The following is a 23,985-nucleotide window of genomic DNA, read 5'->3' on the forward strand; positions in this document are numbered from 1 at the left end:
TATGGAAGCTCTTCGCTCCTTTGCTGCGCAGCACCCCTCAACTCCCATGACTATAATCCTTACAGACCACAAACAGCTACTTATGGTCCCTTTTAACTAAAAAGATCTATTTCAATAGGATGCATTAATAAACTAATTTTGTTTTATAAAAAAATCTAATAAAAATACAAATTAGTAATATAATAGTTGAAAATTGATCTATTAATAAAATATTATGACAGATTCTAATCCCCTACCCTCTTATACAGACGCCAGTCTCTACAGAACTCCTGCGAAACATTCCTATCCGATTAGACTCCCTCTCAACCGTACAGATAGAATCGAGAAAATACTGAAAATTGTCACCCTCACACTAGCCCTAGCGTGCGCTTTGGGCTTTAGCATTGCTGCTGGCATTTTGGCTATGCCTATTTTTTCTGCCGTAGTTGTCATAACATTAGCAATTGCTGCGGTCTCACTTTACTCCCTTTTAAAGAAACCTAAATTATACGAGATTCTTCCTCAAATCGAACCCGAATCTGAGCAAAGTTCTCTGTCTCCCTCTCCCCAGCCTCCTGAGCAACAGGACCTCCCTTTGCAGATCGATCCACTTCCCGATCCCGAATCACTCCCCGAAGTCTCTCTTGCTGATCTAACCACACCCCCAGAAGAACTTACCGCTATCACGGTCACTCCTGGCTATGAGGCTCTTCTTGAACAAAACTGGGATCTTCTTCCGAGCTTAGCCGCTGTAGACCCATCGTTTACTACAGAAACACCTCAGCAGCCCTGTTTTATTTGGAAGCTTAAAGACTCGAAGCTTATCTTTATATCTACCTCAGGAGATATTGCAGTTCCAAGAATCAAAACTCAAGGCAGGGTGATGATTGTTAACGCAGCAAACGAGAACATCTCCCGAGAAGGAGGGGGAACGAATAAAGCTCTATCCCTGGCTACAAGTCTACAGTGTTGGAACGCATCTAGGCTCCCTAGAGCGCACTCTCGTTCTGGATCCCAACTACAGCCAGGAGAATGCCGCTCAGCAAAATGGGAAAATAGTGATCACACCTCAAACGACCATGTCCCAGGCAAAGCACACTTCTTAGCACAACTGCTTGGTCCCGAAGCTGCTAAGTGTAACAACGATCCTAAGCAAGCATTTGAAGTAAGCAAGAAAGCGTTTCATAACCTGTTCCAAGAAGCTGAAATCATAGGCGTTGATGTGATTCAACTCCCCCTCATTGGATGTAATCTATTTGCTCCATCAAGACTTCTAAACCTCGGGAAAACAAGAGCAGAATGGATCGAGGCTATAAAATTGGCACTCATCACATCTCTTCAAGATTTTGGATGGGAACAAGACAACCAGGAAGAGCAAAAAATTATCATCCTTACAGACAAGGACCAGCCTCCCATCATTCCACCCCGTTTCGATCTAACGACTCCCTAGTCTATGTCGGAAAGCGTCCGTGCTTCCAATCGAACAGCTTTCTAAAAACACAGCCAATTTATCCTGATCACAAGCACCCCCTAGATTCTTGGCTCTAAGCCGCATCCAATACTTTTTAAAGTGAAAATGTTGTCTATTTATTATTTTAAATAAACAACTTCTATTTAAAATATAAATAACTTCACATAAAAAAGAATCTTTTTTAAACTTTTTGTTTTTTATTTAAAAAGTTTTATGTCCACCACAGAACCCAATTTGACTAACGTAAATCTAACCATGCTGATCAGCAGCGAAAGCATGCCCACGCAACTCGCATCTCATAAGCTCAAAGGTCTGGACCTTGTCGCTTTTATTCTAATTATAGGAATTGCTGTAAGTTCTGGAACCGCTGCTATAATTTTAGGCATTCCTCTATTATTTATTCTTACCGCTCTAGCAGTCTTGGCTTTTAGTATTCTTCTCTATTTTCTCTTAAGAGAACCTAAAAGTCCTATAAGCGTAACGCATCAGCCGACGCCCATCATAAAAGATACAGACCTTCCTCCTGTCCCGCCCCTAGCACTCACCCCAGTGCCTACGGAAGCTGTCCTAGAAGAGCCCCCGCTTCCTTCCCCTAGAACCCATCAAACACTGTTACAAGAAAATTGGGACCGTATACCTGATCTACAGGCTAACACAGATATGCCTTTCATCGCTGCTGACAATCAAACCGGTTATGCTTGGCATTTGAAAAACTCAAACCTGACTTTGATCTCTACGTTAGGGCCCATTGAAAAGCCTCGCTATAAAACTCAAGGCATCGTCATGATTGTGAATGCAGCCACCCCAAACATGGCAAACAACGTAAAAGGAACAAGTCTCGCACTTGCGAAAGCAACTAGTGTACGCTGTTGGGAAAATTCGAAAAAATCTCCGGATCCTCTCCGTTCAAAACAGCCCCTACAATTAGGAGAATGCCGCTCAGCAAAATGGGAAAATCTAAACGGAACCACGAATGCAGGTAAAGCAGGACTACCGCAATTCTTAGGACAACTTCTAGGGCCGAAAGCTTCTGACTATAACTACAATCCTAATGATGCGTTTACCTTTTGTAGGCAAGCCTACCTTAACTGTTTGAATGAGGCCAAGCGCCGTAAAACAACCGTAGTTCAGCTCCCCTTGCTTTCCTCCCATTTCCCTGGCTCTCCAAAAGACGAAGAGACTACTAGTCTACGTCTGCAATGGATTGATGGTGTGAAGTTAGCCTTGATAGATGCTCTGCAGACATTTGGATCAGAAGCAGAAAATCAAAATCAACCGTGGGTTATCATTTTGACAACTCTTGCTAGACATCCCCTCATCACACCCTAATCTCTCCCCCTGGTTAAGCAAAAGAGAGTAGATGCCTTTTTGTGAAAAGGAAATCCTTTCTTAAAAAATGGTAAGACTTCTCTCTTTAAAACATCCAAAACATAGAAGATTTTTTAAAAAATCTTTTCTAACTTTCTAAACCACGCTATACTTTCTCAAGCAAATAGAAACGCCTCTGCTCTCCATAAGACAAAGCTTTTGCGAAATAAAGAAAATTCTAACTAAAAGACGATGCCCGTGTCCTCAGCCCCCCTACCCACAAGCCACCGCCCTTCCTCTGGAAATCTAGGCCTCATGGAACCAAATTCCAAAGCTCTAAAAGCAAAGCATCAAGATAAAACGACGAAGACGATTAAACTTTTAGTTAAAATCCTTGTTGCCATTCTAGTAATAGAAGTTTTAGGAATAATTGCAGCTTTCTTTATTCCTGGGACTCCTCCCATCTGCTTGATTATCCTAGGAGGCCTTATTCTTACAACAGTACTCTGTGTGCTTCTTCTTGTTATAAAGCTTGCCCTTGTAAACAAAACCGAAGGAACAACTGCTGAACAGCAGATAAAACGTAAACTCTCTTCTAAAAGTATTTCTTAGACAAACAGCGGTGTTTTTCACTCATTATAAATAAAATATTTTATTCCCTAGGTCATAGAAAATATGAGAGTGTCTCCTCCTATTTTAGTAGGAGATTAATTTGTAAAACACTAATTACATTGCATTTAAAATAGAAAACTATAAAATTATAGGGCTTGTCATAGAAATATAGGAAATCACATGTCTTCTCCAGTAGTCACAGGAACATCAAGTGCATCTCCAGTTGAACAAACAAAGCTTGGAGAATTCCTAGAAAGGTTATCGGGATCAGGACGATGCATAAAAATTGCCTTTGCGGCTTCAACTGCTTTACTCCTCCTCAATACCTTTGTTTCTGGAATCGTTGCTATAGCCATGATCTTTGTAGCAACATCTGTCGGAGCCTACTTTACAGTTATAGGGCCCTTATTCTTGCTCTCCCTAATCCTTCTGGCTATCATGTTAATCTCGATGTATAAAATCACGCATCCATCACAAAATACACCGATTTCAAATTAGAAAAAAGCGTTCCCAAAGTACGAGCCCCAAGCACTCCTCTTGGGAACTCCTTCTCTTTGTCAAACTTCGGGATTCGTTCTACGAACACAAAAACAGATTCGAGTTCCTTACGAATCGTCCTCTAAAGCAAAATCTTTATCCCCTTGATAAGTATGAAATAATTATTTTAATTCACAATAATCTCTCCATATACTCTCTTGATGGCCTGAAACACTCGGCCATCCAAGGTCGTCGTTTCTCTCTGAAAATTCCTCTTATTGAGGTGAAGTTCTGTAAAATTGATAAATGTAGGCATCCTTAGAGAAGCTTTATCAGCTTCAACAAAATTCTCTCGGCTTTTATAATTGATAAAACTCTGAAATTTTTGAGATTTTTATGACACTCATTACCCCTGCCATCAATTCCTCGCGACGCAAAACCCATACAGTAAGAATAGGCAACTTATACATAGGCAGTGACCACTCAATAAAAACCCAATCAATGACAACGACATTAACCACAGACATTGACAGTACAGTAGAGCAAATCTACGCTCTAGCGGAACATAATTGTGATATTGTCAGAGTGACTGTACAGGGAATCAAGGAAGCACAAGCCTGTGAAAAAATTAAAGAACGTCTGATTGCTCTAGGGTTAAATATCCCTTTGGTTGCAGATATCCACTTCTTCCCTCAAGCAGCTATGTTAGTTGCTGATTTTGCTGACAAGGTTCGCATCAATCCAGGCAACTACATAGATAAGAGGAACATGTTCAAGGGGACGAAGATCTATACAGAGGCAAGCTATGCCCAAAGTCTCCTGCGTCTTGAAGAAAAGTTTGCTCCTTTAGTAGAGAAATGTAAGCGACTAGGCAAGGCTATGCGCATTGGAGTGAACCACGGGTCACTTTCCGAAAGAATCATGCAAAAATATGGCGACACTATCGAAGGAATGGTAGCCTCAGCAATTGAATATATCGCTGTATGTGAAAAGCTGAATTATAGAGATGTTGTCTTCTCAATGAAATCTAGCAATCCGAAGATCATGGTAACTGCATACCGCCAACTTGCTAAAGACTTAGATGCTAGAGGCTGGCTCTATCCCCTTCACCTTGGAGTTACTGAAGCTGGAATGGGCGTGGACGGGATCATAAAATCCGCAGTAGGAATCGGAACTCTTCTTGCCGAAGGACTCGGGGATACCATACGCTGCTCTCTCACAGGGTGTCCCACTACAGAAATTCCTGTCTGTGATAGCTTGCTACGCCATACGAAAATCTACTTAGACCTTCCAGAAAAGAAAAATCCCTTTTCCCTACAACACTCCGAAAACTTTGTTTCTGCTGCAGAGAAGCCTGCGAAAACAACACTTTGGGGAGACGTCTACGGAGTCTTTTTAAAACTCTATCCTCACCATCTTACCGACTTTACTCCTGAAGAACTCTTAGAACACTTGGGGGTAAATCCCGTAACAAAAGAAAAAGCATTCACAACTCCTGAAGGGGTCGTCGTTCCCCCTGAGTTAAAAGATGCTCCTATTACAGATGTACTTCGAGAACACTTTTTAGTTTTCCACCACCATCAAGTGCCTTGCCTATATGAACACAATGAGGAGATTTGGGATAGCCCTGCTGTTCATCAAGCTCCATTTGTGCATTTTCATGCTTCAGACCCCTTCATTCATACCTCCCGAGATTTCTTTGAAAAACAAGGACACCAAGGAAAACCGACCAAGCTAGTATTTTCAAGGGACTTTGACAATAAAGAAGAAGCTGCTATTTCCATAGCAACAGAGTTTGGAGCTCTGCTTCTTGATGGCCTTGGAGAAGCTGTGGTTCTTGACTTACCGAACCTTCCCCTACAGGACGTGCTAAAAATTGCCTTTGGCACTCTACAAAATGCAGGGGTGCGCCTTGTAAAAACAGAGTACATCTCCTGTCCTATGTGTGGTCGGACCCTCTTTGATCTTGAAGAAGTCACCACACGTATCCGCAAGAGAACGCAGCACCTACCAGGACTTAAGATCGCTATCATGGGTTGTATTGTGAATGGCCCTGGAGAAATGGCAGATGCAGATTTTGGATTTGTAGGTTCCAAAACAGGGATGATCGATCTTTATGTAAAACATACTTGTGTAAAAGCTCACATACCCATGGAAGATGCTGAAGAAGAATTAATTCGACTTTTACAAGAACATGGGGTATGGAAAGACCCTGAAGAAACTAAGTTGACAGTATGACTCTATCCTTCCACACTCACCCTCTGAACTATTGGACTTTCGAAGAATTCGATGGTTTGCCTATACGCCACGGAGTCTTTTCAAAACAAAAGGATGCCGAGGGCACGGTCTTCGCAGCCAAGAATCCTGAGATTGCTTCAGCTCTCCAATCTCCGAAGTATTGCGACCTTCATCAACGCCACGGCACTTCCGTACGTTGTGTTACACCTACATCCCCCACCTACCAACCTGCAGACGGACTGTGCACGCAGTCTCCGCTCCTCTCTCTCCATATCCGCCATTCCGATTGCCAAGCAGCTATCTTTTATGATCGAGAACACCACGCAATCGCAAATGTACACAGCGGATGGCGAGGATTGCTTGGCAATATCTATGCTGTCACCGTAGGTACTATGAAAAAATTATTTCATACAAAACCACAAGATCTCTTCGTAGCTATCGGCCCTTCCATCGGTCCAGATTATGCTATCTATCCCGATTACGCTACGTTATTTCCTCGTAGCTTTCTTCCCTTTATGAATCCCAAAAACCATTTTGACCTGCGTGCGATTGCTCGCAAGCAACTTACGAATTTAGGAATCTCTAAAGACCGCATTTTTATCTCAGACCTCTGTACCTACACGGAACACGACGCTTTCTTTTCTTCAAGGTACCTTGCTCACCATCCCGATCCCAATCTCACAGGCCAACATTCAAAAAATAGAAATAATGTAACCGCCGTCCTTCTCCTACCCAGAGATTAAAAAGATCCAGCCAAGCTTCTTTTCCTTTCCCCTAAGGACCTTAGCTTCTAGAAGAACATGCTTCGTTCCAACCCACTCAGAATTCAGTAATCTTCTTGATGAAAAACAACATGTAAACTACAATTTTTAGGAAAAAATTAAGCTTAAAGACTTTCTATGAAATTAGGCGCATCAACTAATCATAAAGTTCACGAACCAGTGAAGCCAAAAAAAGCGCAACTCGCTGAGATTGAAGCTAACAAAACCCAAGCTACAGAAGGCACACTCAGAAGTAAAAGTCTTGCTCTTCAAATTGCGCGTGCTGTTCTTTACATACTTTTCGCTGCACTAATGTTAGCAGCTGGAATCACGTTCGTTACCTTCTTAGCTTTAGGCTTCCCTCTAATACAGGCGTATAGCATTGCTGGTATTATCACACTCGTGGGATTAGCCATCGGGCTCGTGCTTCTCATCTTGAGCTTGTTGCCTAAAGAAGACGAGGAAGCAGATGCACTTTCTAGAAACGCTCTTCTTCCATTAACCATCATTGTAATCGAGCAACAACCCATCACTCCTAAACCTGAGATCCCCTATTCTTATTTAACTAAACTAGCCCTATTAACATCATTGTTCCTTACCTTACGACGCTCTTCCTCCCAAAGAAAAACTCACTAAAGAAATCAAAATTACAGAAGCTACGAATTGTGAAATTCACCATCTAAAGAAGGGTCCTTAATTTAAGGTTGTCACAGCTAAAGCTCCTAATCTCACAGAAATTAGAGATCACGGGGCTCGCGTACCTTCGCTATTCCTCCTTTCACCAGAAACTTCGCATTGGAAAGGGGATAAGGAAGTCTCGGCTCCCCTAAAGCAACTGCAAGATCTCTTAGGAGAGGAACAGTGGGAAGCTATGAAAACTAAAATGAACTCTAGAAAAAAAGCAGGTCAATGGGCAATTTTCAATTCTCCAACTCCTGGTGTCAGTTCAACTTTAGTTTTAGCATGGACTCCTTGGGGTTATTACGACAAGGATGTACAAGATATCTTAGAAAGAAAAGATCCGATGAGCTCTTCGCTTTCTGAAAAAGACTCAAAGGAGTTCTTGAAAAATCTGTTTGTAGATCTCTTAGAAAATGGCTTCACATCAGTACATATTCACGCAGAAGAAGCTTTCACTCCTCTTGATCATACCGGGAAACCTCACTTTAAAAGAGACAATGTGTACTTACCCGGAAAGTTGTTAGGCGCCTTGAATGAGGCTGCGGTACAAGCCAATGTAAGTGCGGATACTCAATTTACATTGTTCCTTACTCAAGATGAGTGCAATCCTTTTCATGATAAGAAAAGAGGTTAAAAAATCTGAAAAGGCTCTAAAAGAGCCTTTATGAGAATCAGAGAAATTACAAGTCGAGTAATGAGGCAGGATTCTCTAGGCCTTCTTTCACTTTGACTAAAAACCCAACAGCCTCTTTCCCATCAATAAGACGATGATCATAGCTTAAAGCGACATACATCATATCTGCAATTACAATTTCATTATCAAGAACAACGGGGCGCTTTTCTATCTTATGCATCCCCAAAATCCCCACTTGCGGGGGATTGATAATGGGAGTCGAAAGTAGCGATCCATATACGCCTCCATTGGTAATTGTGAAACCTCCTCCCTCAAGCTCCGCTATTGCAAGTAGGCCTTCACGAGCCCGAAGGGCAAGATCTGCGAGTTTCTGCTCAATCTCCCCGTTAGAAAGTTTATCGCAATCGCGTATCACAGGAACCACAAGTCCTCGATCGATACCTACAGCAATAGAAATGTCATAATAGTGACGGTAAACAATCTCCTCGCCATCAATATAGGCGTTCACTCGTGGATATGCCTTCAAAGCCTCTAAGACAGCTTTCACAAAGAAAGACATAAATCCTAACTTCACCCCATATCGAGATAGAAACTCTTCTTGTTTTTCCTTTCGCAAATGAAAAAGAGGTGTCATATAGACCTCATTGAATGTCGTGAGCATCGCAGACTCATGTAAAGCAGACAAAAGACGCCGCGAAATTGTCTTACGAATCGAGGTCATGCGTTCTCGAGTTTCTCCTCGATCTCCTGCAGAAAGACCTTGGGATCCTTGGTCCATCTGATCACGAAGAGGAATAAACGTTTTATTCTCTGGAGGAGACTGACGCACCCCAGACTGAGGAAAGCAAATGATCTCAGCTTCTATAGTCTCTTTAGACTGAGAATCTCCAAGCTCTTCCCCTTCACCTGCGGGCTCTATTTTTCCCACTACCCCCCCTACAGGAACAACATCGCCTTCTGAAACCTCCCAGAAAATTCTTCCCGATACTGGGGCATAAATGAGCTGATTTACCTTATCACTTTCAATTTCTAGTAAGCCCTGGTTTTCTTGAATCAGAGCACCCTCTGTAACTAACAAGGAAGCTACGGTCACCTCGCTAATCGACTCTGCAATATTAGGAATGCGTACTTCTGTAGTCATAATTTACCTTAAAGAAAAGAGGGTTTCCATACACGTGACCAGCTCTTGACGACTGAGCTTCGCTGATCCAGAAGCTGTGGAACTACTCCGAGGACGTCCTATATATAGCAGTTTCTCAGGAAGAATGTCTTGCAACGCCATAAACATATAGTCATAGGCCCCCATATTCTTGGATTCTTCTTGTAGCCAAACAAAATGTTTCAAATGAGAATACTTATCGATAAGGCTCACTAAATCCTCAAGAGCTAAAGGATACAAGCTCTCTATACGCAAGCAAGAAAAGTCCTTACGCCGATCTTGAGGAAGCATTTCTGCATAATCATAATAGATCTTTCCCGAACACAATACCAAAATAGAAGCATCATAATTAGGATCGGCATCTTCGAGAATAGCACGGAATCCCCCAGGTTCTGTGAACTCCTCGATACTACTTACACATTGTGGATATCTCAGCAGCAACTTAGGAGTAAAGATCACCAAAGGCAAAGAAAGATCTCTCTTAGCATGCTCTCTGAGAATCCGAAAATATTGCACAGGAGTGGAAGGCAAGACCACTTGAAAATTCCAGTTCGCGGCTAATTGCAAATAACGTTCTATACGAGATGAAGAATGCTCGGGTCCTTGGCCCTCATACCCATGGGGAAGAAGCAGAACAATGTCAGAGTGTAAATCCCACTTCTGAATTCCCGAAGAGATATACTGATCGAAAATGATTTGTGCACCATTAGCAAAATCCCCAAACTGCGCTTCCCATAACACTAAAGTCTTTAATGCCTGTTGAGCATAGCCATACTCAAACCCTAAAATTGCATATTCGGAAAGAGGAGAATTATACATTTCTACAGAGCCCTGCTCTGCAGAAAGATGGTACAATGGAGAGTAGGTATCTCCAGTCACAGTATCACTCCATACCAAATGTCGTTGGCTGAATGTCCCGCGAATAGAATCTTGACCTGAGAGTCTCAGGTTGTACCCTTCGATTAATAGCGAAGCAAAGGCTAATTCTTCGGCCATCGCCCAATCATAACCAACCCCACCTTCTGCCATTTTCATTCTTTTTTCTAAAAGAGTCTTAATTTTAGGATGGGGATGAAAATTGTCAGGGAAACCACAAAGACGCGAGCTCATATGAAAAAGAGTCTCGCGATCCAAAGAAACATCACAATCATGCAAAATAAGCTCGCCGTTATTTAAGCGATCGCAGTGATGACATTCTTTTTTAGGAAAGGGTTCTGGATCCGTCCCTTTCAATACTTGAAACTCACGATTCAGACTCTCTTGAATCTCTTTTTCAATAGATGCCAAAGTTTCTTCAGAAATATCTGCAAACTGCCCTTCCAACAGATATTGCCTAAACAGCTCGCGAATACTCTTCTTTCTCTTAATCTGATCATAGAGTAAGGGAGCTGTTACTGAGGGATCGTCACTTTCATTATGTCCATACTTGCGATAACAGCAGAGATCTATGATCACATCACAACTAAATCTCTCACGAACTTGCAGAGCGTACTCTATAGCTTCTATACAGGCAACGACGTCCTCGCTATTCACTCGAAATACAGGAATCCCTAGCATTTTAGCAATATCCGTACAATAAGGGGTGGACCTTGACTCCCGTGGCACTGCGGTAAACCCTATGTAATTATTCACAACAATGTGAAGCGTACCCTCAGTAGAATACCCTGGAACACGACTCAGCTGGAGAGTTTCATAAACCACTCCCTGACCAGAAAATGCTGCATCTCCATGAACTAAAATTGCTAAGCTGCTTTGCTCTTTACCTGCGTGACCTTGGTGTTGCAAGGCAGCCACGACCCCCTCGACAATAGGATCTACAGATTCGAGATGACTAGCGTTTGGCAACATCACAAAGGTAGTTTCCCTATCTTTCTGATGGGACTTTAGCACATACCCTTTATGGTACTTTACATCCCCAACACTCTCTAAACCACGTGCTGCAGGATCGTCTTCAAACTCCATAAAGACATAACGGTAAGGCTTTCCCAAAACATTCGTTAATACATTCAAACGACCTCGATGGGCCATTCCTAAAACGTAGTTAGAAATTCCTAATGCCGATCCATAATGAACAAGATGCTCCAACATGGGGACCAAGGTCTCTCCGCCCTCTAAAGAAAAACGTTTCTGACCTGTAAATTTTATCTGTAAGAACTCTTCAAAAAACGTTGCTTTACATAAGTCTTTATAGGAGCGAAGGAGCTGCTCTGCAAAGCGCTCCACTTGTCGCTTCTCCATAAGATTCCAAACAAACTCCTGCAACTCAGGAGTACATGTTAGGGTTTCTAAAGTAAGACTTCCGCAATAGCATTTTTTTAAAGCTTCGATCAGCTCTCGTACCGAAACCTGAGCTTTAGGAAGTAGACCCGCAGAAGGCACCTGCTCATCCAGATCAATCTTAGCGATCTTTTCCTGAATGAATCGAGAATCTGTAGTTGGGGCAAGCGTTGAAATTTGACTTTGCAAATATCCATAATAACGATAAATCGTACATAGAAACTGAGATTTTTGTTCTTGAAGCATAGCAATAGTTTCATTCCCAGAAATCTTAGTACTAGCTTCTGATGGAGATGCTGCTTGACCGAGCTGATACCCTTCAAAAAAATACTTCCAAGAAGGATCCAAAGTCTCGTGATTCATAAATCTCTGATACATAGACTCGATCCAATCCATATCCGAAGAATATACTTGCCCCACAAACTCGGAATCCATAAAATAATTAAACTCAATAAATACGATCTAAATGTCTGCTTCATAGCAAATTTTTATTTTTCAAAAAAAAAAAAATCTTTGTTTTTTTTCTGCAGTTGAAAAAACAAAAAAATGCTATGCACCTGCTCTCGAATACAGGATGGGAACCCTTGGATGAAAAGCGAACGTCTTAAAAAATTAGAATCAGAACTTCATGACCTTACGCAATGGATGCAGTTGGGTTTAGTGCCAAAAAAAGAAATTAGCAGGCACCAAGAAGAAATCCGAATCTTAGAACATAAAATTTACGAAGAAAAAGAACGTCTACAACTCCTCAAAGAAAACGGAGAGATTGAAGAGTACGTCACACCACGACGCAGTCCCGCAAAGACTGTCTACCCTGATGGTCCTAGTATGTCTGATATTGAATTTGTGGAACCCACAGAAACAGAAATTGATATCGACCCAGGCGAAACCGTAGAACTGGAACTCACCGATGAAGGACGTGAAGATGGGGCAGTAGAAGTCGACTATTCCCACGAAGACGATGAAGACCCTTTCAGCGATCGCAATCGCTGGAGACGCGGTGGTATCATTGATCCCGATGCTAATGAATGGTAAGGCTCCCCTAGCTCTTTATATTCATATTCCCTTCTGCACAAAAAAATGTCGCTATTGCAGTTTTTATACAATCCCCTACAAAAGTGAATCTGTATCGCTCTATTGTAATGCTGTAATTCAAGAGGGGCTAAGAAAGCTAGCCCCCATCCAAGAGACGCATTTCATAGAGACTGTGTTTTTTGGAGGGGGAACACCTTCATTAGTTTCTCCTCTTGATCTTAAGCGCATCCTCAAAGAGCTAGCCCCCCATGCCCGGGAAATTACTTTAGAGGCCAACCCCGAAAATCTCACCGTAAGCTATCTACGTCAACTACAAGAGACTCCAATAAATAGAATTAGCGTTGGCGTACAAACCTTCGACGACTCTATCCTACAGCTCCTCGGAAGAACGCATTCTTCATCTGCGGCAATCACAGCACTGCAAGAATGCCAGAATCACGGATTCTCTAATCTTTCTATAGACCTAATCTACGGACTGCCCACACAGTCTTTGGAGATATTCCTAAGCGACCTACATCAAGCTCTGACTCTCCCTATCACTCACATTTCTCTATACAACCTCACTATAGATCCCCACACCTCCTTCTATAAACACCGCAAAATTCTAGTCCCCACAATTGCCCAAGAAGAAATTCTAGCTGAGATGAGCCTCCTTGCTGAAAATCTCCTACTCTCCCAAGGGTTCCAACGCTATGAACTTGCTTCATATGCCAAGCCAGATTACCCCGCAAAGCACAACCTCTATTACTGGACAGATCGCCCTTTCTTAGGCTTAGGAGTTTCAGCTTCGCAATACCTTCACGGAGAGCGGTCAAAAAATTATAGTCATATTTCTCACTATCTACGTGCTGTACGTAAGAATCTCCCTACCCAAGAGACCTCAGAAATTCTCCCAAAAAAAGAACGAATCAAAGAAGCCTTAGCCCTGCGACTCCGACTCCTTGAAGGAGCAGACCTCGCGGAGTTCCCCTCCACACTTATCTCCATGCTTACGCAAGATGTAAAATTACAAAACCTATTCAGTGTGCATGGACAATGTCTTGCCCTAAATAGACAGGGCCGTCTCTTCCACGATACAATAGCGGAAGAGATTATGGGATATTCCTTCTAATCCCTGCGGAAGGCTAAAACCTAGACTCTGCCCTTCGGACTCCTGATGCTCCGGGAAACATCAGAGAACTCTTAAAGGTAAAGCTTCTTTCTCGGTCTTTCTTTTTTTTGCCGTGCTCTTATGTTAAAAATACCAAGATGTCTCCAAAGATACATTAGCGACGACGACGCCTAGAATGGCGTAATACGGACTTCACAAAGAACCATAGATTTACGAACAAGACGAAAGCACATAAGATGAAGTTTAATGTTTGGCCAACAGCTAATACATCACCACTGCTCCAATTTTCTTCAGCACTTTTATTATGTAGATCATAAACAGCAGTGTTATTTGGACGTACTAAGATACGTGGAACTTGTATTGCAATCTGGTTAAGCACCATAATGGATACCGGCAAATAAAGTCCTCCATGTACAGTTTGTAAAAAGCCTATGATAAAGCCTGCACGATCGCGATAAGAAGCTCGTACTGTTCCTACAGGCAGGCCACTTCCTATAACTCGTTGCTGCACAAATTGTTGTACACGATGTCTAAGACCTCGCCCCATCCAGCGAGTGCACTCTACAAAGACAATACTCCCTGAAATTGTAGACGCAGAAATAAAAATTGCTCGTAAGATTTCCTGAGGCATCCATAGTTTACGCAGGACGTTGCCACAATCAAAAACAAGAACAAGGATGCTTGGTAAATATAGAGATTGTGCTACGATTCGTGCAGTACGGAATCTCTCTCTAGACTGAGGATAATTTGTAAAGAGTAAGAAAAAATACCGGACCGCAAACGTCGTGTGCATCAAAATTAAAGAGTAACAGATCTGCAAGTCTAAGCCCTCATGAACAGAGGCTAGGATCCATTCCTGCGCAAGTCCTGAAACTCTAGAAATTGCATAAAGCGCAGAAAGAGCTACATCAGGACACCGTTGGGGATAGGGATTGATTTCCATATCTGATGAAGGCGATCCTTGATTCAACCATTCTACAAGCCTACTCATAGAACTAGGATCCGTAGAATCAATGACAACAGCTAGATCTCTTTCACTGTGTGGTAACTGTGATCTTTCGGCATCTTGAGAAAGACCTCCCCTATCTTCTACATCCTCACCCCTATTCGCAACCAAGCATTGCTCTCCAAAACGCACCGCCCAAGTAAAAGAAGGACAACGGATAGAAGGCAGAAAAACACCCTCAAGACCCGAAGAATACGGCAGTATCGTGGTGTTCTCCGCCCTAGTTCCCCGACAATCCAGAGAACTAAAGAAGTCTCCAGAAACACGGTAATTATGGACCCTAAAGTCTCCTTGAATAAAGACCGTCGGGGAAATCCCTACAACAACAATACGTGGACTATGCCTAGATTGCGTTAACGCCTGTTGTATATAAGGCGATGCATCCCCATAGAAAATCACTAGAAACTCACGATTCTGATTTTCAGGAGCAGAGAAAAACTGTTCCCAAACCGTCAAAAGGGCCTGACATAAAGGATGATCGAGAGTAGGAAGAGTACGACAAGGACTGATGGGCCAAGGAGACATGCCGCTTCCATCGTTATAGAGAAGACGAACGGCCTCTCCCCGTACTTCACTAATATACAGCAATTCCTGTACAGCTTCTTGATGCGTTTGCCAACTTCCATTTACATAGAGAGTACGTACCTCAGAATCTGGGGGCTCAGGATCCTCATCACCGCCACAAAGGCAAACCAACTCATACACATCCGAAGCCACAGAAGCAGATGAAGAACTTCTAGGGCCTCCTGCAATGAAGACCGAGATATCTTCAGCCGAAGATGCAACTGTTGATACGTCTAGAGAAGGAGGAGATATTGTAATTCTCGGGATTTGGATATCGGCGGGAATAGGATTCGGGGATAGAGGTTCCGTTTCTTCGAGTAGTGTTGGTGGTGAAGATCGAGATTCTGTGGGTGCTGTCATCAACGCTCTAAACTTATTTGGCAAAGATTATAAAATAAGTATTGATAACACGCAATAGAGGATTACGATTATTTTAAAAAGACGCAAACCTATGATTATGCGCTATTTAGAATCATGCAACCTTTAATTTTTGCTTATGATCACAAGAAAAATATCCCCGAAGAGCTTACATGCTAAGAAACTCCTGACAATGATACCGGGGATAAAACAAGCTAAGAAAAAATTAATTCGGGATGTGGAAAAGAAATATTGTTGGGACTTTGGTTATACTTTGCTTCACAGAACCTAAGTCCTCAGTAGTTCTCCATGATTGCACTTGGCGTGTGAGAACAAGTTCACTCGGGCCCGAAAGGTCAGAGGCAACACAAAGCTCCGCATAGGAAGGTAAAGTATCTAGAAGAGACTCAAAAGTATAGACGTTACGATAAGGAGTTTCTATACATACTGAAGTAGATACCTCTTTGGAGGTCGCTGCCTTTTTTATCGACTTTACACGTTCCTTAGGACTTTGCGGGAGGTATCCCAAAAACGTAAAGCTCTGGGAAGGCAAGCCTGAAAGCATGAGCGCTAACGTTATCGAACAGGGACCTGAAAAAGCCTGCACAGGAATCCCCAAAGCACGTGCACGACGCACTAAACTCGCTCCAGGATCTGCAATACAGGGAAGACCCGCATCAGAGATCAGTCCCCAATTCTCCCCGTGTTTTACGATAGGCTCTAGATAAAAATCCCAAGCCTTAGGGAGGCGCGCATGTTTACTAAGAATAGCAAGAGGAAATTTATGAACTTCGGGAATTTTCCATAAACTTAGAAATGCCCTACCCCCACGATCACTTTCTACAATCAGCCCATCTAGTCTATGAACTAATTCTCCTATAACGGAGGGGAGAGTCTCTACAGCACGGGTACCGAGAGTATTGGGAAGAAGATATAAAGTCACAGGTTAACCATTCTAATCACTAAAGTTTCCACAGCTACTATAGGATCTTGGACATTATTTTTAATTAAGGTTTCTGCATAAAATAAAGAATTTAAGGCTTGGTGTAGTCTCTCCTTTCCATAAAGGACGAACATTCGGTGTTTATTTTCTTTCGATCCCTCTTCAATACTACGTAAACCATAGAGACATTGGGTACGAAGGAAAGTAATAATCCCCAAGGGATCTTCACCATCCTCGAGTAGAAAATGCAACTGCTGGTGACCTTCTACCGGATCCCTCTTCAATAGAGAGTCTCGAAATTTCCATAGGGAAGCCTTTTCTTTTTTGACAACGAGCTCTTTAATATCAGAGTGATCCAAGGACGTTTTCTTGCCAACAGAGCACAGTAGCTTATCGAATTCACTGAGAATATCAGGAAGAGAGGTTGAAGCAAGTGCACGCAAAAACAAAGATGCCAATGATTGAGAGCAAGAAATCCCCACACGCTCAGCTCTTTGCAACAGGAGGCGTATGATCCTTTTCTGACGATCTGCGGGCCACTCACCAAATAAACTCAAAGAAAGAGCCGATGGCAAGGCTTTTGACAGTTCTCGAAAGCATTCTTGTTTTGTGGTGAAGATCAAAATCGTAAGGTGAGGTTGAGGATTCCGAGCATAGCGGCTTAGAAATTCCTTAGTTGCTAGAGGGAATTTCTCTGCATGAATAATCCCCAAAGTTTCATGCTCTTGAAAGAGTGCAAACGTCTCGGTCCAAGACATGAGGGTTGCTGGCATGAGTCCCTGACCACCGAGCTCTTTGAAGCTCTCAGAGACTAATAATTCAATCAGCGCATCTTTATCGTCTTCCAAAGCACTCCCTATAAGAGCTATAGCGGGCACTTTCTCTGCATACGCCTGGGAAAAGTCATCAAAACTCGTTAAGGATTTTTGCATAGGTAGAGTCAAAAAAGTAGTATCCTGAACCTACTATACGTATTTTCCTACCAACTGTACAGCATGAAGCCTGAAGATCTCGCTCTATAAAGCTTTTTAACCTTAAAAAGAAAAACGGGAAGGAAACCCAATGTTTCCCTTTCCCGTTAACATGAGCAATAATGCGAAAATCACAAATTATCGAGACATCATTTTGATCAGTTGGTGACGCCAGCCATGAGCTGTACGAACACGGCTTTTAGAGCCATGCTTTCTCGTAGCTGTTGAAGAACAGACACGTTTACAACTAGATGTATGCTTATGGTTTTTGTGGCATGCTAAAGCACAGGCTGCAGCTTTCTTAGGAGAACCTTTAGCCACTGTAGTTTTTCTAGCTACAGGCTTCTTAGCAACAGTCTTGCGAACCGCTCTCTTAGCTGTAGTCTTCTTTGCTACTGTCTTTTTTACTACACGTTTAGCAGCAACTTTCTTAACTGCAGGCTTCTTAGCAACAGTCTTACGAACTGTTCTCTTAGCTGTAGTCTTCTTTGCTACTGTCTTTTTAGCAGCCGTCTTACGAACTGCAGGTTTTTTTACAGCGGTTTTGCGAACAGTAGCTTTTTTAACCGTACGTTTAGCCGCAACTTTTTTAGCAGGCTTCCGTACAGCTCTTGAAGCTGTCTTTTTACCGCTTTGCTTTTTTTGCGCTCCAATCATCTTTATTCCCCTAATTAGACAGGTAATTACTTACCTGATCTATCGGCAGGGACGATTGAAAACTTTAATAAAAAAAATGACTTTTATTTTAAAAAAACTAAAATAAAAGTCATTACTAAAACATAAATAAATAGAAAGCAACTACTTAGAAAGACTATTTTCTAAGTAATAAAGAATAGAACGAACACCAAAACCTGAAGCATATTTTGGATAACGGTCTTCTTCTTTTTCATGATATGCAGTACCTGCAATATCAAGATGTGCCCAAGCTACCGAAGATTCTTCCAAAAATCTCTGCAAGAATAATGCTGCTGTAATAGCCCCTGCACGGTTACTGCCTAGATTTTTCATATCAGCAATATCAGAATGCAATGTTTTATCATACTTCTTAACTAGAGGAAGTCTCCATAACGGCTCGGAGGTTTCGGCTGACGCCTCTAAAAGATCTTCAGCTAAAACATCGTTATTGGAAAAGAAACCTGCAACCTCTTCTCCTAGAGAGACTACCATAGCTCCTGTTAGAGTTGCAAAATCTATAATACGTGTCGGTTTACAATATTTTAAAGCATATGTAATCGCATCAGCGAGGATAAGACGTCCCTCAGCATCGGTACTACAAATCTCAACAGAAAGCCCCGACATTCCTACATAGACATCTCCCATTTTATAGGAGGCGCCATCGATAGCATTCTCTGTAGCAGGAATGATCCCCGTGACATTTATAGGAAGCTCTAAAACTGCTAACGCCGAGAGAATCCCGAGGACTGTAGCCCCACCTGCCATGTCTTCTTTCATAGTAAGCATGGATTTTCCAGGCTTGAGGTCTAAACCTCCAGAGTCAAAAGTGACCCCTTTCCCTATCAAGACGGTGTGATCTTTAGACTTAGGACGTCCTTGATAACGGACAACGATAAAGTGTGGATCCACACAAGAACCCTTGGAAACAGCCAATAGGAGTCCCATTTTCTCTTTGGCGATGGCATCTTTTCCCAAGACCTTAGTATCAATACTAGGGAACTCTTTTCCCAGATTCAGAGCAACCTCTGCCAATTTCTTAGGGGTAATTTCATCAGCATTCCTGTTCACAAGATCTCGAGTGAGATATACGCCTTCGAAAATGGCTGCTTCTTTCCTAAAGATAGCATCCGCCATTTTGGGAACGATACCGATAACCGTGACTTTAGAAAGAGGAGTTTCAAGATTACGATCTACCTTATTATAACGTGGGTAGTCATAGTTTAATGACAAAATTCCTGAGGACAACCCCACTAAGAATTCTTCGGCAGAAAGCCGCAATTCAGAAATTGTAGGTAAGATGATATTGACTGTGGAACACTTTGCTTTACGTAAGACACGAGTTAGTGTCGCATAGGTTTGGAAAACAACATCAGAGGTGAGCTCTTCATTTTTCCCTAAGCCTAAGAGGACAATGCGTTTTTCCTTAGCTTTAGGACTACTATAAAGGAGTTCAATCTCCCCGGTTTTTCCTTGAAAGTTTTCTAAAGCGGGGAGATACGAGGGTTCAAACTCGGCTTCAAAAGAAGCTGCATTTTTTGCATCCTTAAAATGCCAAAAGGGCAGGACTATAGCATCTGCCTTAACACGATTACGCCCAGAGGCTTGAGCATGAAATAAAACCACAAACTCTCCTTTAATGACTAGGAATTAAAAAGGAACATCTTCACAGACATACTGCTGTTCTTGACCATAACCAGCATACATATCTTTATCTTTAATAGCTTCTGCGTCCAGTGCTTCACCTTCAAACCCTACGGATACAGATTCATATCCCACTTGCTGATGATTGTCTTCTAAAGATGGAGAACGGCTGCCTTCATTGCGACCGAAAGGACTGAATTTCAAAGAATCTACACTAATCACTAAAGAAGATTGCGGTGAACCATCTTTGCTCATGTAACTCTCTACAGAGATATCGCCAGCAACAATGACTCCTGAGCCTTTCTTCAAGTAAGGAAGCATCTTATCATAGCGATTGTGCCAAATATTGCATTTGCACCAAACAGTTTCATCTTTCATTCCAACTCGAGTCTTCACTCCCAGTCTCAGAGTGATCACACGTTTTCCTTTGGAAGTCATTCGCTCTTCAGGATCTGCTCCAAGGTAACCAGCAAAATGCCCAAACATCATAAGATAGCCTTTAGATTTCTATTTTTAATACTTCTTTAATTAATACATCTTAAGAACTTCTCAAAACAGATTCAGGACAAAAACGAGAAGTCAATAAAGTCATTTCTTCTCTAAGAAGAGCTTTATCAATCTTTTAAATTAGAAAAAAGATGTAGTACTTATATGCTTAATTAAGCACGAATACCTGTAGGAGGAGGTTGCATTCCACCACCGCCTTGAGGCATTTGTGGCATTGTATCTACAGAAGGTTCTCTACCAGCACAAATATCAGCACACACGGTACGCCACTTAACAACAGTTTCAATAAACAATTGAGCAAATGCTTTTAGTAAATTCGTTTCAGCATATTTCATATCCAAAACGCAGTGCATGAGAATGAGCTGTTCCTTAGTAGCAACACCTACTCCACCTCCAGCCATCTGACCGCCAAGCATAGATCCTTCTAATAATTTCTCATATAAGGCCAATTTCCTCTGAGTATTATCAGGGAGTCCATCTAACAGAGGAGCGTAGACATAAAGACGATCAGAATGTTCTTCATAAGTAAGGTGAAGAGAGAACTCACCATCAACAAATAAAATGCACGTGTTATTCTGATCAAAAGCTACATCCGGCAGTTTTAATTCTTTAGCAAAATTTTTTAGATTTTCCTCAGCATTTTGCCTGGACATGAGGGAATCTCCTTGTAATAGATTGTTGTTGTTTCAAGTTACCATAAGAGTGATTTGTTAGTAAACGATTTCAGAGGCTTAAAATCAAAAACTCCCTTGTATTTCTGGCGCCGTTATGATATCTGATCGACGATGGAAAAAGTTTCTTCTTATCCCTCAGTTCCTTTACCTCTTGGGGCTTCTAAAATTTCCCCAAACCGCTATCGATTTGCTTTATATGCTTCACAAGCTACCGAAGTCATCCTTGCTTTAACAGACGAAAATTCAGAAGTCATAGAAGTCCCTCTTTACCCCGATACACACCGCACGGGTGCGATTTGGCATATAGAGATCGAGGGTATTTCTGATCAATCGTCTTATGCATTTCGTGTTCATGGGCCTAAAAAGCATGGAATGCAATACTCTTTTAAAGAATATCTTGCAGATCCCTATGCGAAGAATATTCATTCCCCACAGAGTTTTGGTTCGCGAAAGAAACAGGGGGATTATGCATTTTGTTATTTAAAGGAAGAACCATTTCCTTGGGATGGTGATCAGCCTCTGCATTTGCCGAAAGAAGAGATGATCATCTATGAGATGCATGTACGTTCCTTCACGCAATCTTCTTCATCTAGGGTTCATGCTCCGGGAACCTTCCTAGGAATCATTGAAAAGATCGACCATCTGCATAAGCTGGGAATCAACGCTGTTGAACTCTTACCTATCTTTGAGTTCGATGAGACTGCGCATCCTTTTAGAAATTCGAAATTCCCTTATCTGTGCAATTATTGGGGTTATGCTCCCCTAAATTTCTTTTCTCCTTGCCGACGTTATGCTTATGCCTCTGATCCTTGCGCTCCAAGTAGAGAGTTTAAAACTTTAGTAAAGACCTTGCATCAAGAAGGTATTGAGGTCATTCTTGATGTTGTTTTTAATCATACGGGCTTGCAAGGGACGACCTGCTCTTTGCCTTGGATAGACACTCCGAGCTATTATATTTTAGATGCACAAGGTCACTTTACAAATTATTCAGGCTGTGGAAACACTCTCAATACAAACCGCGCCCCCACGACCCAATGGATTCTCGACATCTTACGTTATTGGGTAGAAGAAATGCATGTCGATGGGTTCCGATTTGATCTTGCTTCTGTCTTTTCTCGTGGTCCTTCGGGATCTCCCCTACAATTCGCTCCTGTTTTAGAGGCGATTTCTTTTGATCCTTTACTTGCGAGCACAAAGATTATAGCTGAGCCTTGGGATGCTGGCGGTTTGTATCAGGTGGGCTATTTCCCCACACTGTCTCCAAGATGGAGTGAATGGAACGGTCCGTATCGTGATAACGTGAAAGCATTTCTTAATGGGGATCAAAATCTCATAGGAACCTTTGCTTCTAGAATTTCAGGATCTCAAGACATCTATCCTCACGGCTCGCCTACAAATTCGATTAACTATGTCAGTTGCCATGATGGTTTTACGTTATGTGACACTGTGACTTATAACCACAAACATAATGAGGCTAACGGAGAGGATAATCGTGACGGCACAGATGCGAACTACAGCTACAATTTCGGAACGGAAGGGAAAACAGAAGACCCTGGCATTCTTGAAGTTCGTGAAAGACAGTTACGAAATTTTTTCCTTACTTTGATGGTCTCGCAAGGCATTCCGATGATTCAATCAGGAGATGAGTATGCCCATACCGCGGAAGGCAATAACAACCGTTGGGCTTTGGATTCGAATGCGAATTACTTCCTTTGGGATCAGCTTACCGCAAAGCCTACACTGATGCACTTTCTCTGTGATCTCATTGCGTTTCGAAAAAAATATAAAACACTTTTTAATCGAGGCTTTCTTTCCAATAAGGAAATCAGTTGGGTAGATGCTATGGGAAATCCCATGACATGGCGCCCTGGAAATTTCTTAGCATTTAAAATAAAATCGCCAAAAGCGCATGTATATGTTGCTTTTCACGTGGGAGCTCAAGACCAACTTGCGACCTTACCTAAAGCCTCCAGCAACTTTCTTCCTTATCAAATAGTTGCCGAGAGTCAGCAAGGGTTTGTCCCTCAAAATGTAGCAACGCCGACAGTGTCGCTACAGCCCCATACCACGCTAATTGCGATCAGCCATGCGAAAGAGGTTACCTGATCTCTCCGTCCAGTTCTTCATTCCAGGATTCTATAACTACAAAATCCACATCCTTGTAGAACTTCTCAAGAATCTGACGTGCATTGAATCCTTCTATAGCAAGACGATCTACGTTGGACTGCAAGAGCCCTTGTGCATCTATAATTAATCCTTGAGGGCTATCCACAACTAAACGAGCTGTCCAGTCTATAGCCTCTTCTACACCATAGAACTGCTTGGTCACACCAAATCCTGCATACCCTTCTTCTTCAGCTTTAACATGCCAAAAGTTTTGAGGATTTCTTGCAAGGAGCTTTTCGTATAGAGCGGTTCTTTCTAGAATGATGCAAGCAGATAGAGCTTCTTTATCTAGCTCTTCAAGGTACTTTATAGAAAGTACAGATTTCAGATAATCTTCGATTGTAACTTCGTTAGAAACCATGATGCAATGGTTGTCTTTACGATGAACGTATAGGGAACCTTGATACTGAATCCCGTTAAAAAAAAGAGAAGCAGTGTCATCTACAGGCTCGATCTTTAAACACTGGAGTCCGGGATAAAATTCTCCCCAACGGATCCCTTCGTATAGAGCGTGGACCACGCAACGCTGGCCTTGAATCGCTGTGTCTAATAAGACATTATCTCCATAAATGCGATAAGGACCTTTGGCTTCTATGAGAGCTGTGGTGCTTTCATTAGATAAAAGGACACGAATTTTAGGTTCAACGACAGTATCCTGCTTCACAAAAGTATCGGATACCTTTACTTCTGAGAATCCTGAGATACTCATACTGAAGAAAAGACCTAAAAGTACGTTTT

Annotated in this window: 21 protein-coding genes; 11 read left to right on the forward strand and 10 right to left on the reverse strand. The window is 42.1% G+C overall.

From position 1 onward, the window contains the following. Positions 1-214: 214 nt before the first annotated feature. The 8 genes from CPB_RS01885 to CPB_RS01920 all read left to right on the forward strand — a co-directional run bounded on the left by CPB_RS01885 (position 215) and on the right by CPB_RS01920 (position 8,161). Positions 215-1,429, forward strand: a complete 1,215-nt coding sequence (locus tag CPB_RS01885; RefSeq protein ID WP_010883012.1) for a macro domain-containing protein — start codon at positions 215-217, stop codon at positions 1,427-1,429. Between the two features lie 234 nt (positions 1,430-1,663). After that, positions 1,664-2,779, forward strand: coding sequence for a hypothetical protein (locus tag CPB_RS01890; protein WP_010883013.1), 1,116 nt, complete (start codon positions 1,664-1,666; stop codon positions 2,777-2,779). A 231-nt stretch (positions 2,780-3,010) separates the two neighbouring features. Further along, on the forward strand, positions 3,011-3,370 hold the full coding sequence (locus tag CPB_RS01895; protein ID WP_010883014.1) for a hypothetical protein: 360 nt from the start codon (positions 3,011-3,013) through the stop codon (positions 3,368-3,370). A gap of 180 nt (positions 3,371-3,550) precedes the next feature. Next, positions 3,551-3,868: a hypothetical protein gene (locus CPB_RS01900; RefSeq protein WP_010883015.1), complete on the forward strand. Its 318-nt coding sequence runs from the start codon at positions 3,551-3,553 to the stop codon at positions 3,866-3,868. Between the two features lie 375 nt (positions 3,869-4,243). After that, positions 4,244-6,085, forward strand: coding sequence for a 4-hydroxy-3-methylbut-2-en-1-yl diphosphate synthase (locus CPB_RS01905; RefSeq protein ID WP_010883016.1), 1,842 nt, complete (start codon positions 4,244-4,246; stop codon positions 6,083-6,085). Next, positions 6,082-6,828, forward strand: coding sequence for a peptidoglycan editing factor PgeF (gene pgeF, locus CPB_RS01910; protein ID WP_010883017.1), 747 nt, complete (start codon positions 6,082-6,084; stop codon positions 6,826-6,828). The genes CPB_RS01905 and pgeF overlap by 4 nt, the downstream gene beginning before the upstream one ends. Before the next feature lie 156 nt (positions 6,829-6,984). After that, positions 6,985-7,482, forward strand: a complete 498-nt coding sequence (locus CPB_RS01915) for a hypothetical protein (protein ID WP_010883018.1) — start codon at positions 6,985-6,987, stop codon at positions 7,480-7,482. A 235-nt stretch (positions 7,483-7,717) separates the two neighbouring features. After that, positions 7,718-8,161: a hypothetical protein gene (locus CPB_RS01920; RefSeq protein WP_010883019.1), complete on the forward strand. Its 444-nt coding sequence runs from the start codon at positions 7,718-7,720 to the stop codon at positions 8,159-8,161. A 46-nt stretch (positions 8,162-8,207) separates the two neighbouring features. Here the strand turns inward: CPB_RS01920 and sucB are convergent, their stop codons facing one another. Continuing rightward, a complete protein-coding gene (gene sucB / locus CPB_RS01925; protein WP_010883020.1) occupies positions 8,208-9,302 on the reverse strand; it encodes a dihydrolipoyllysine-residue succinyltransferase in 1,095 nt (364 codons plus the stop codon). Positions 9,303-9,305: 3 nt separating this feature from the next. Next, positions 9,306-12,032 (reverse strand): 2-oxoglutarate dehydrogenase E1 component, encoded by a 2,727-nt coding sequence (locus tag CPB_RS01930; RefSeq protein ID WP_010883021.1) that lies wholly within the window; start codon positions 12,030-12,032, stop codon positions 9,306-9,308. Positions 12,033-12,185: 153 nt separating this feature from the next. On the opposite strand from CPB_RS01930, the gene CPB_RS01935 reads away from it, so the two are divergent. Together CPB_RS01935 and hemW are read left to right on the forward strand one after the other, a co-directional pair. After that, the gene (locus tag CPB_RS01935) at positions 12,186-12,632 is read left to right on the forward strand and encodes a hypothetical protein (protein WP_010883022.1); all 447 of its coding nucleotides are present in this window, start codon (positions 12,186-12,188) and stop codon (positions 12,630-12,632) included. Continuing rightward, a complete protein-coding gene (hemW, locus tag CPB_RS01940) occupies positions 12,622-13,743 on the forward strand; it encodes a radical SAM family heme chaperone HemW (protein ID WP_010883023.1) in 1,122 nt (373 codons plus the stop codon). Before CPB_RS01935 ends, hemW begins: the two co-directional genes overlap by 11 nt. A gap of 154 nt (positions 13,744-13,897) precedes the next feature. Here hemW and CPB_RS01945 read toward each other — a convergent pair whose 3' ends face one another. The 7 genes from CPB_RS01945 to CPB_RS01975 form a co-directional block, all read right to left on the reverse strand. Continuing rightward, the gene (locus tag CPB_RS01945) at positions 13,898-15,673 is read right to left on the reverse strand and encodes a DUF687 domain-containing protein (RefSeq protein ID WP_010883024.1); all 1,776 of its coding nucleotides are present in this window, start codon (positions 15,671-15,673) and stop codon (positions 13,898-13,900) included. Between the two features lie 223 nt (positions 15,674-15,896). Then, on the reverse strand, positions 15,897-16,613 hold the full coding sequence (locus CPB_RS01950) for an SAM-dependent methyltransferase (RefSeq protein ID WP_010892042.1): 717 nt from the start codon (positions 16,611-16,613) through the stop codon (positions 15,897-15,899). Continuing rightward, positions 16,610-17,557 (reverse strand): DNA polymerase III subunit delta, encoded by a 948-nt coding sequence (locus CPB_RS01955; RefSeq protein WP_010883026.1) that lies wholly within the window; start codon positions 17,555-17,557, stop codon positions 16,610-16,612. The genes CPB_RS01950 and CPB_RS01955 overlap by 4 nt, the downstream gene beginning before the upstream one ends. A gap of 165 nt (positions 17,558-17,722) precedes the next feature. Beyond that, complete coding sequence (locus CPB_RS01960; RefSeq protein WP_010883027.1) at positions 17,723-18,241, reverse strand: histone H1-like repetitive region-containing protein; 519 nt, start codon at positions 18,239-18,241, stop codon at positions 17,723-17,725. 141 nt (positions 18,242-18,382) lie between these two features. Then, on the reverse strand, positions 18,383-19,882 hold the full coding sequence (locus CPB_RS01965) for a leucyl aminopeptidase (protein ID WP_010883028.1): 1,500 nt from the start codon (positions 19,880-19,882) through the stop codon (positions 18,383-18,385). A 24-nt stretch (positions 19,883-19,906) separates the two neighbouring features. Beyond that, entirely contained in the window at positions 19,907-20,389 is a 483-nt protein-coding gene (locus CPB_RS01970) for a single-stranded DNA-binding protein (RefSeq protein WP_010883029.1), read from the reverse strand. Positions 20,390-20,559: 170 nt separating this feature from the next. Beyond that, positions 20,560-21,060 (reverse strand): type III secretion chaperone Slc1, encoded by a 501-nt coding sequence (locus tag CPB_RS01975; RefSeq protein ID WP_010883030.1) that lies wholly within the window; start codon positions 21,058-21,060, stop codon positions 20,560-20,562. Positions 21,061-21,192: 132 nt separating this feature from the next. Between CPB_RS01975 and CPB_RS01980 the strand changes: the two genes are divergently transcribed. Continuing rightward, entirely contained in the window at positions 21,193-23,187 is a 1,995-nt protein-coding gene (locus tag CPB_RS01980; protein WP_010883031.1) for a glycogen debranching protein, read from the forward strand. On the opposite strand, the gene CPB_RS01985 is transcribed toward CPB_RS01980, so the two are convergent. Then, the gene (locus CPB_RS01985; protein ID WP_226990002.1) at positions 23,180-23,956 is read right to left on the reverse strand and encodes a SpoIID/LytB domain-containing protein; all 777 of its coding nucleotides are present in this window, start codon (positions 23,954-23,956) and stop codon (positions 23,180-23,182) included. The two genes, CPB_RS01980 and CPB_RS01985, sit on opposite strands and share 8 nt — an antisense overlap. Between the last annotated feature and the right edge of the window lie 29 nt (positions 23,957-23,985).

Origin of the sequence: Chlamydia pneumoniae TW-183 (assembly GCF_000007205.1) — a bacterium.
Lineage (GTDB): Bacteria > Chlamydiota > Chlamydiia > Chlamydiales > Chlamydiaceae > Chlamydia > Chlamydia pneumoniae.

Excerpts from the sequence above, each read along its gene's own strand:
- CPB_RS01920 (WP_010883019.1), top strand. The coding sequence starts at position 7,718 with ATGAAAACTAAAATGAACTCTAGAAAAAAAGCAGGTCAATGGGCAATT.
- CPB_RS01985 (WP_226990002.1), bottom strand. The coding sequence starts at position 23,956 with ATGAGTATCTCAGGATTCTCAGAAGTAAAGGTATCCGATACTTTTGTG.
- CPB_RS01975 (WP_010883030.1), bottom strand. The coding sequence starts at position 21,060 with ATGTCCAGGCAAAATGCTGAGGAAAATCTAAAAAATTTTGCTAAAGAA.
- pgeF (WP_010883017.1), top strand. The coding sequence starts at position 6,082 with ATGACTCTATCCTTCCACACTCACCCTCTGAACTATTGGACTTTCGAA.
- CPB_RS01915 (WP_010883018.1), top strand. The coding sequence starts at position 6,985 with ATGAAATTAGGCGCATCAACTAATCATAAAGTTCACGAACCAGTGAAG.
- hemW (WP_010883023.1), top strand. The coding sequence starts at position 12,622 with ATGAATGGTAAGGCTCCCCTAGCTCTTTATATTCATATTCCCTTCTGC.
- CPB_RS01935 (WP_010883022.1), top strand. The coding sequence starts at position 12,186 with ATGAAAAGCGAACGTCTTAAAAAATTAGAATCAGAACTTCATGACCTT.
- sucB (WP_010883020.1), bottom strand. The coding sequence starts at position 9,302 with ATGACTACAGAAGTACGCATTCCTAATATTGCAGAGTCGATTAGCGAG.
- CPB_RS01945 (WP_010883024.1), bottom strand. The coding sequence starts at position 15,673 with ATGACAGCACCCACAGAATCTCGATCTTCACCACCAACACTACTCGAA.
- CPB_RS01890 (WP_010883013.1), top strand. The coding sequence starts at position 1,664 with ATGTCCACCACAGAACCCAATTTGACTAACGTAAATCTAACCATGCTG.
- CPB_RS01895 (WP_010883014.1), top strand. The coding sequence starts at position 3,011 with ATGCCCGTGTCCTCAGCCCCCCTACCCACAAGCCACCGCCCTTCCTCT.
- CPB_RS01970 (WP_010883029.1), bottom strand. The coding sequence starts at position 20,389 with ATGATGTTTGGGCATTTTGCTGGTTACCTTGGAGCAGATCCTGAAGAG.
- CPB_RS01980 (WP_010883031.1), top strand. The coding sequence starts at position 21,193 with ATGGAAAAAGTTTCTTCTTATCCCTCAGTTCCTTTACCTCTTGGGGCT.
- CPB_RS01960 (WP_010883027.1), bottom strand. The coding sequence starts at position 18,241 with ATGATTGGAGCGCAAAAAAAGCAAAGCGGTAAAAAGACAGCTTCAAGA.
- CPB_RS01905 (WP_010883016.1), top strand. The coding sequence starts at position 4,244 with ATGACACTCATTACCCCTGCCATCAATTCCTCGCGACGCAAAACCCAT.
- CPB_RS01930 (WP_010883021.1), bottom strand. The coding sequence starts at position 12,032 with ATGGATTCCGAGTTTGTGGGGCAAGTATATTCTTCGGATATGGATTGG.
- CPB_RS01900 (WP_010883015.1), top strand. The coding sequence starts at position 3,551 with ATGTCTTCTCCAGTAGTCACAGGAACATCAAGTGCATCTCCAGTTGAA.
- CPB_RS01885 (WP_010883012.1), top strand. The coding sequence starts at position 215 with ATGACAGATTCTAATCCCCTACCCTCTTATACAGACGCCAGTCTCTAC.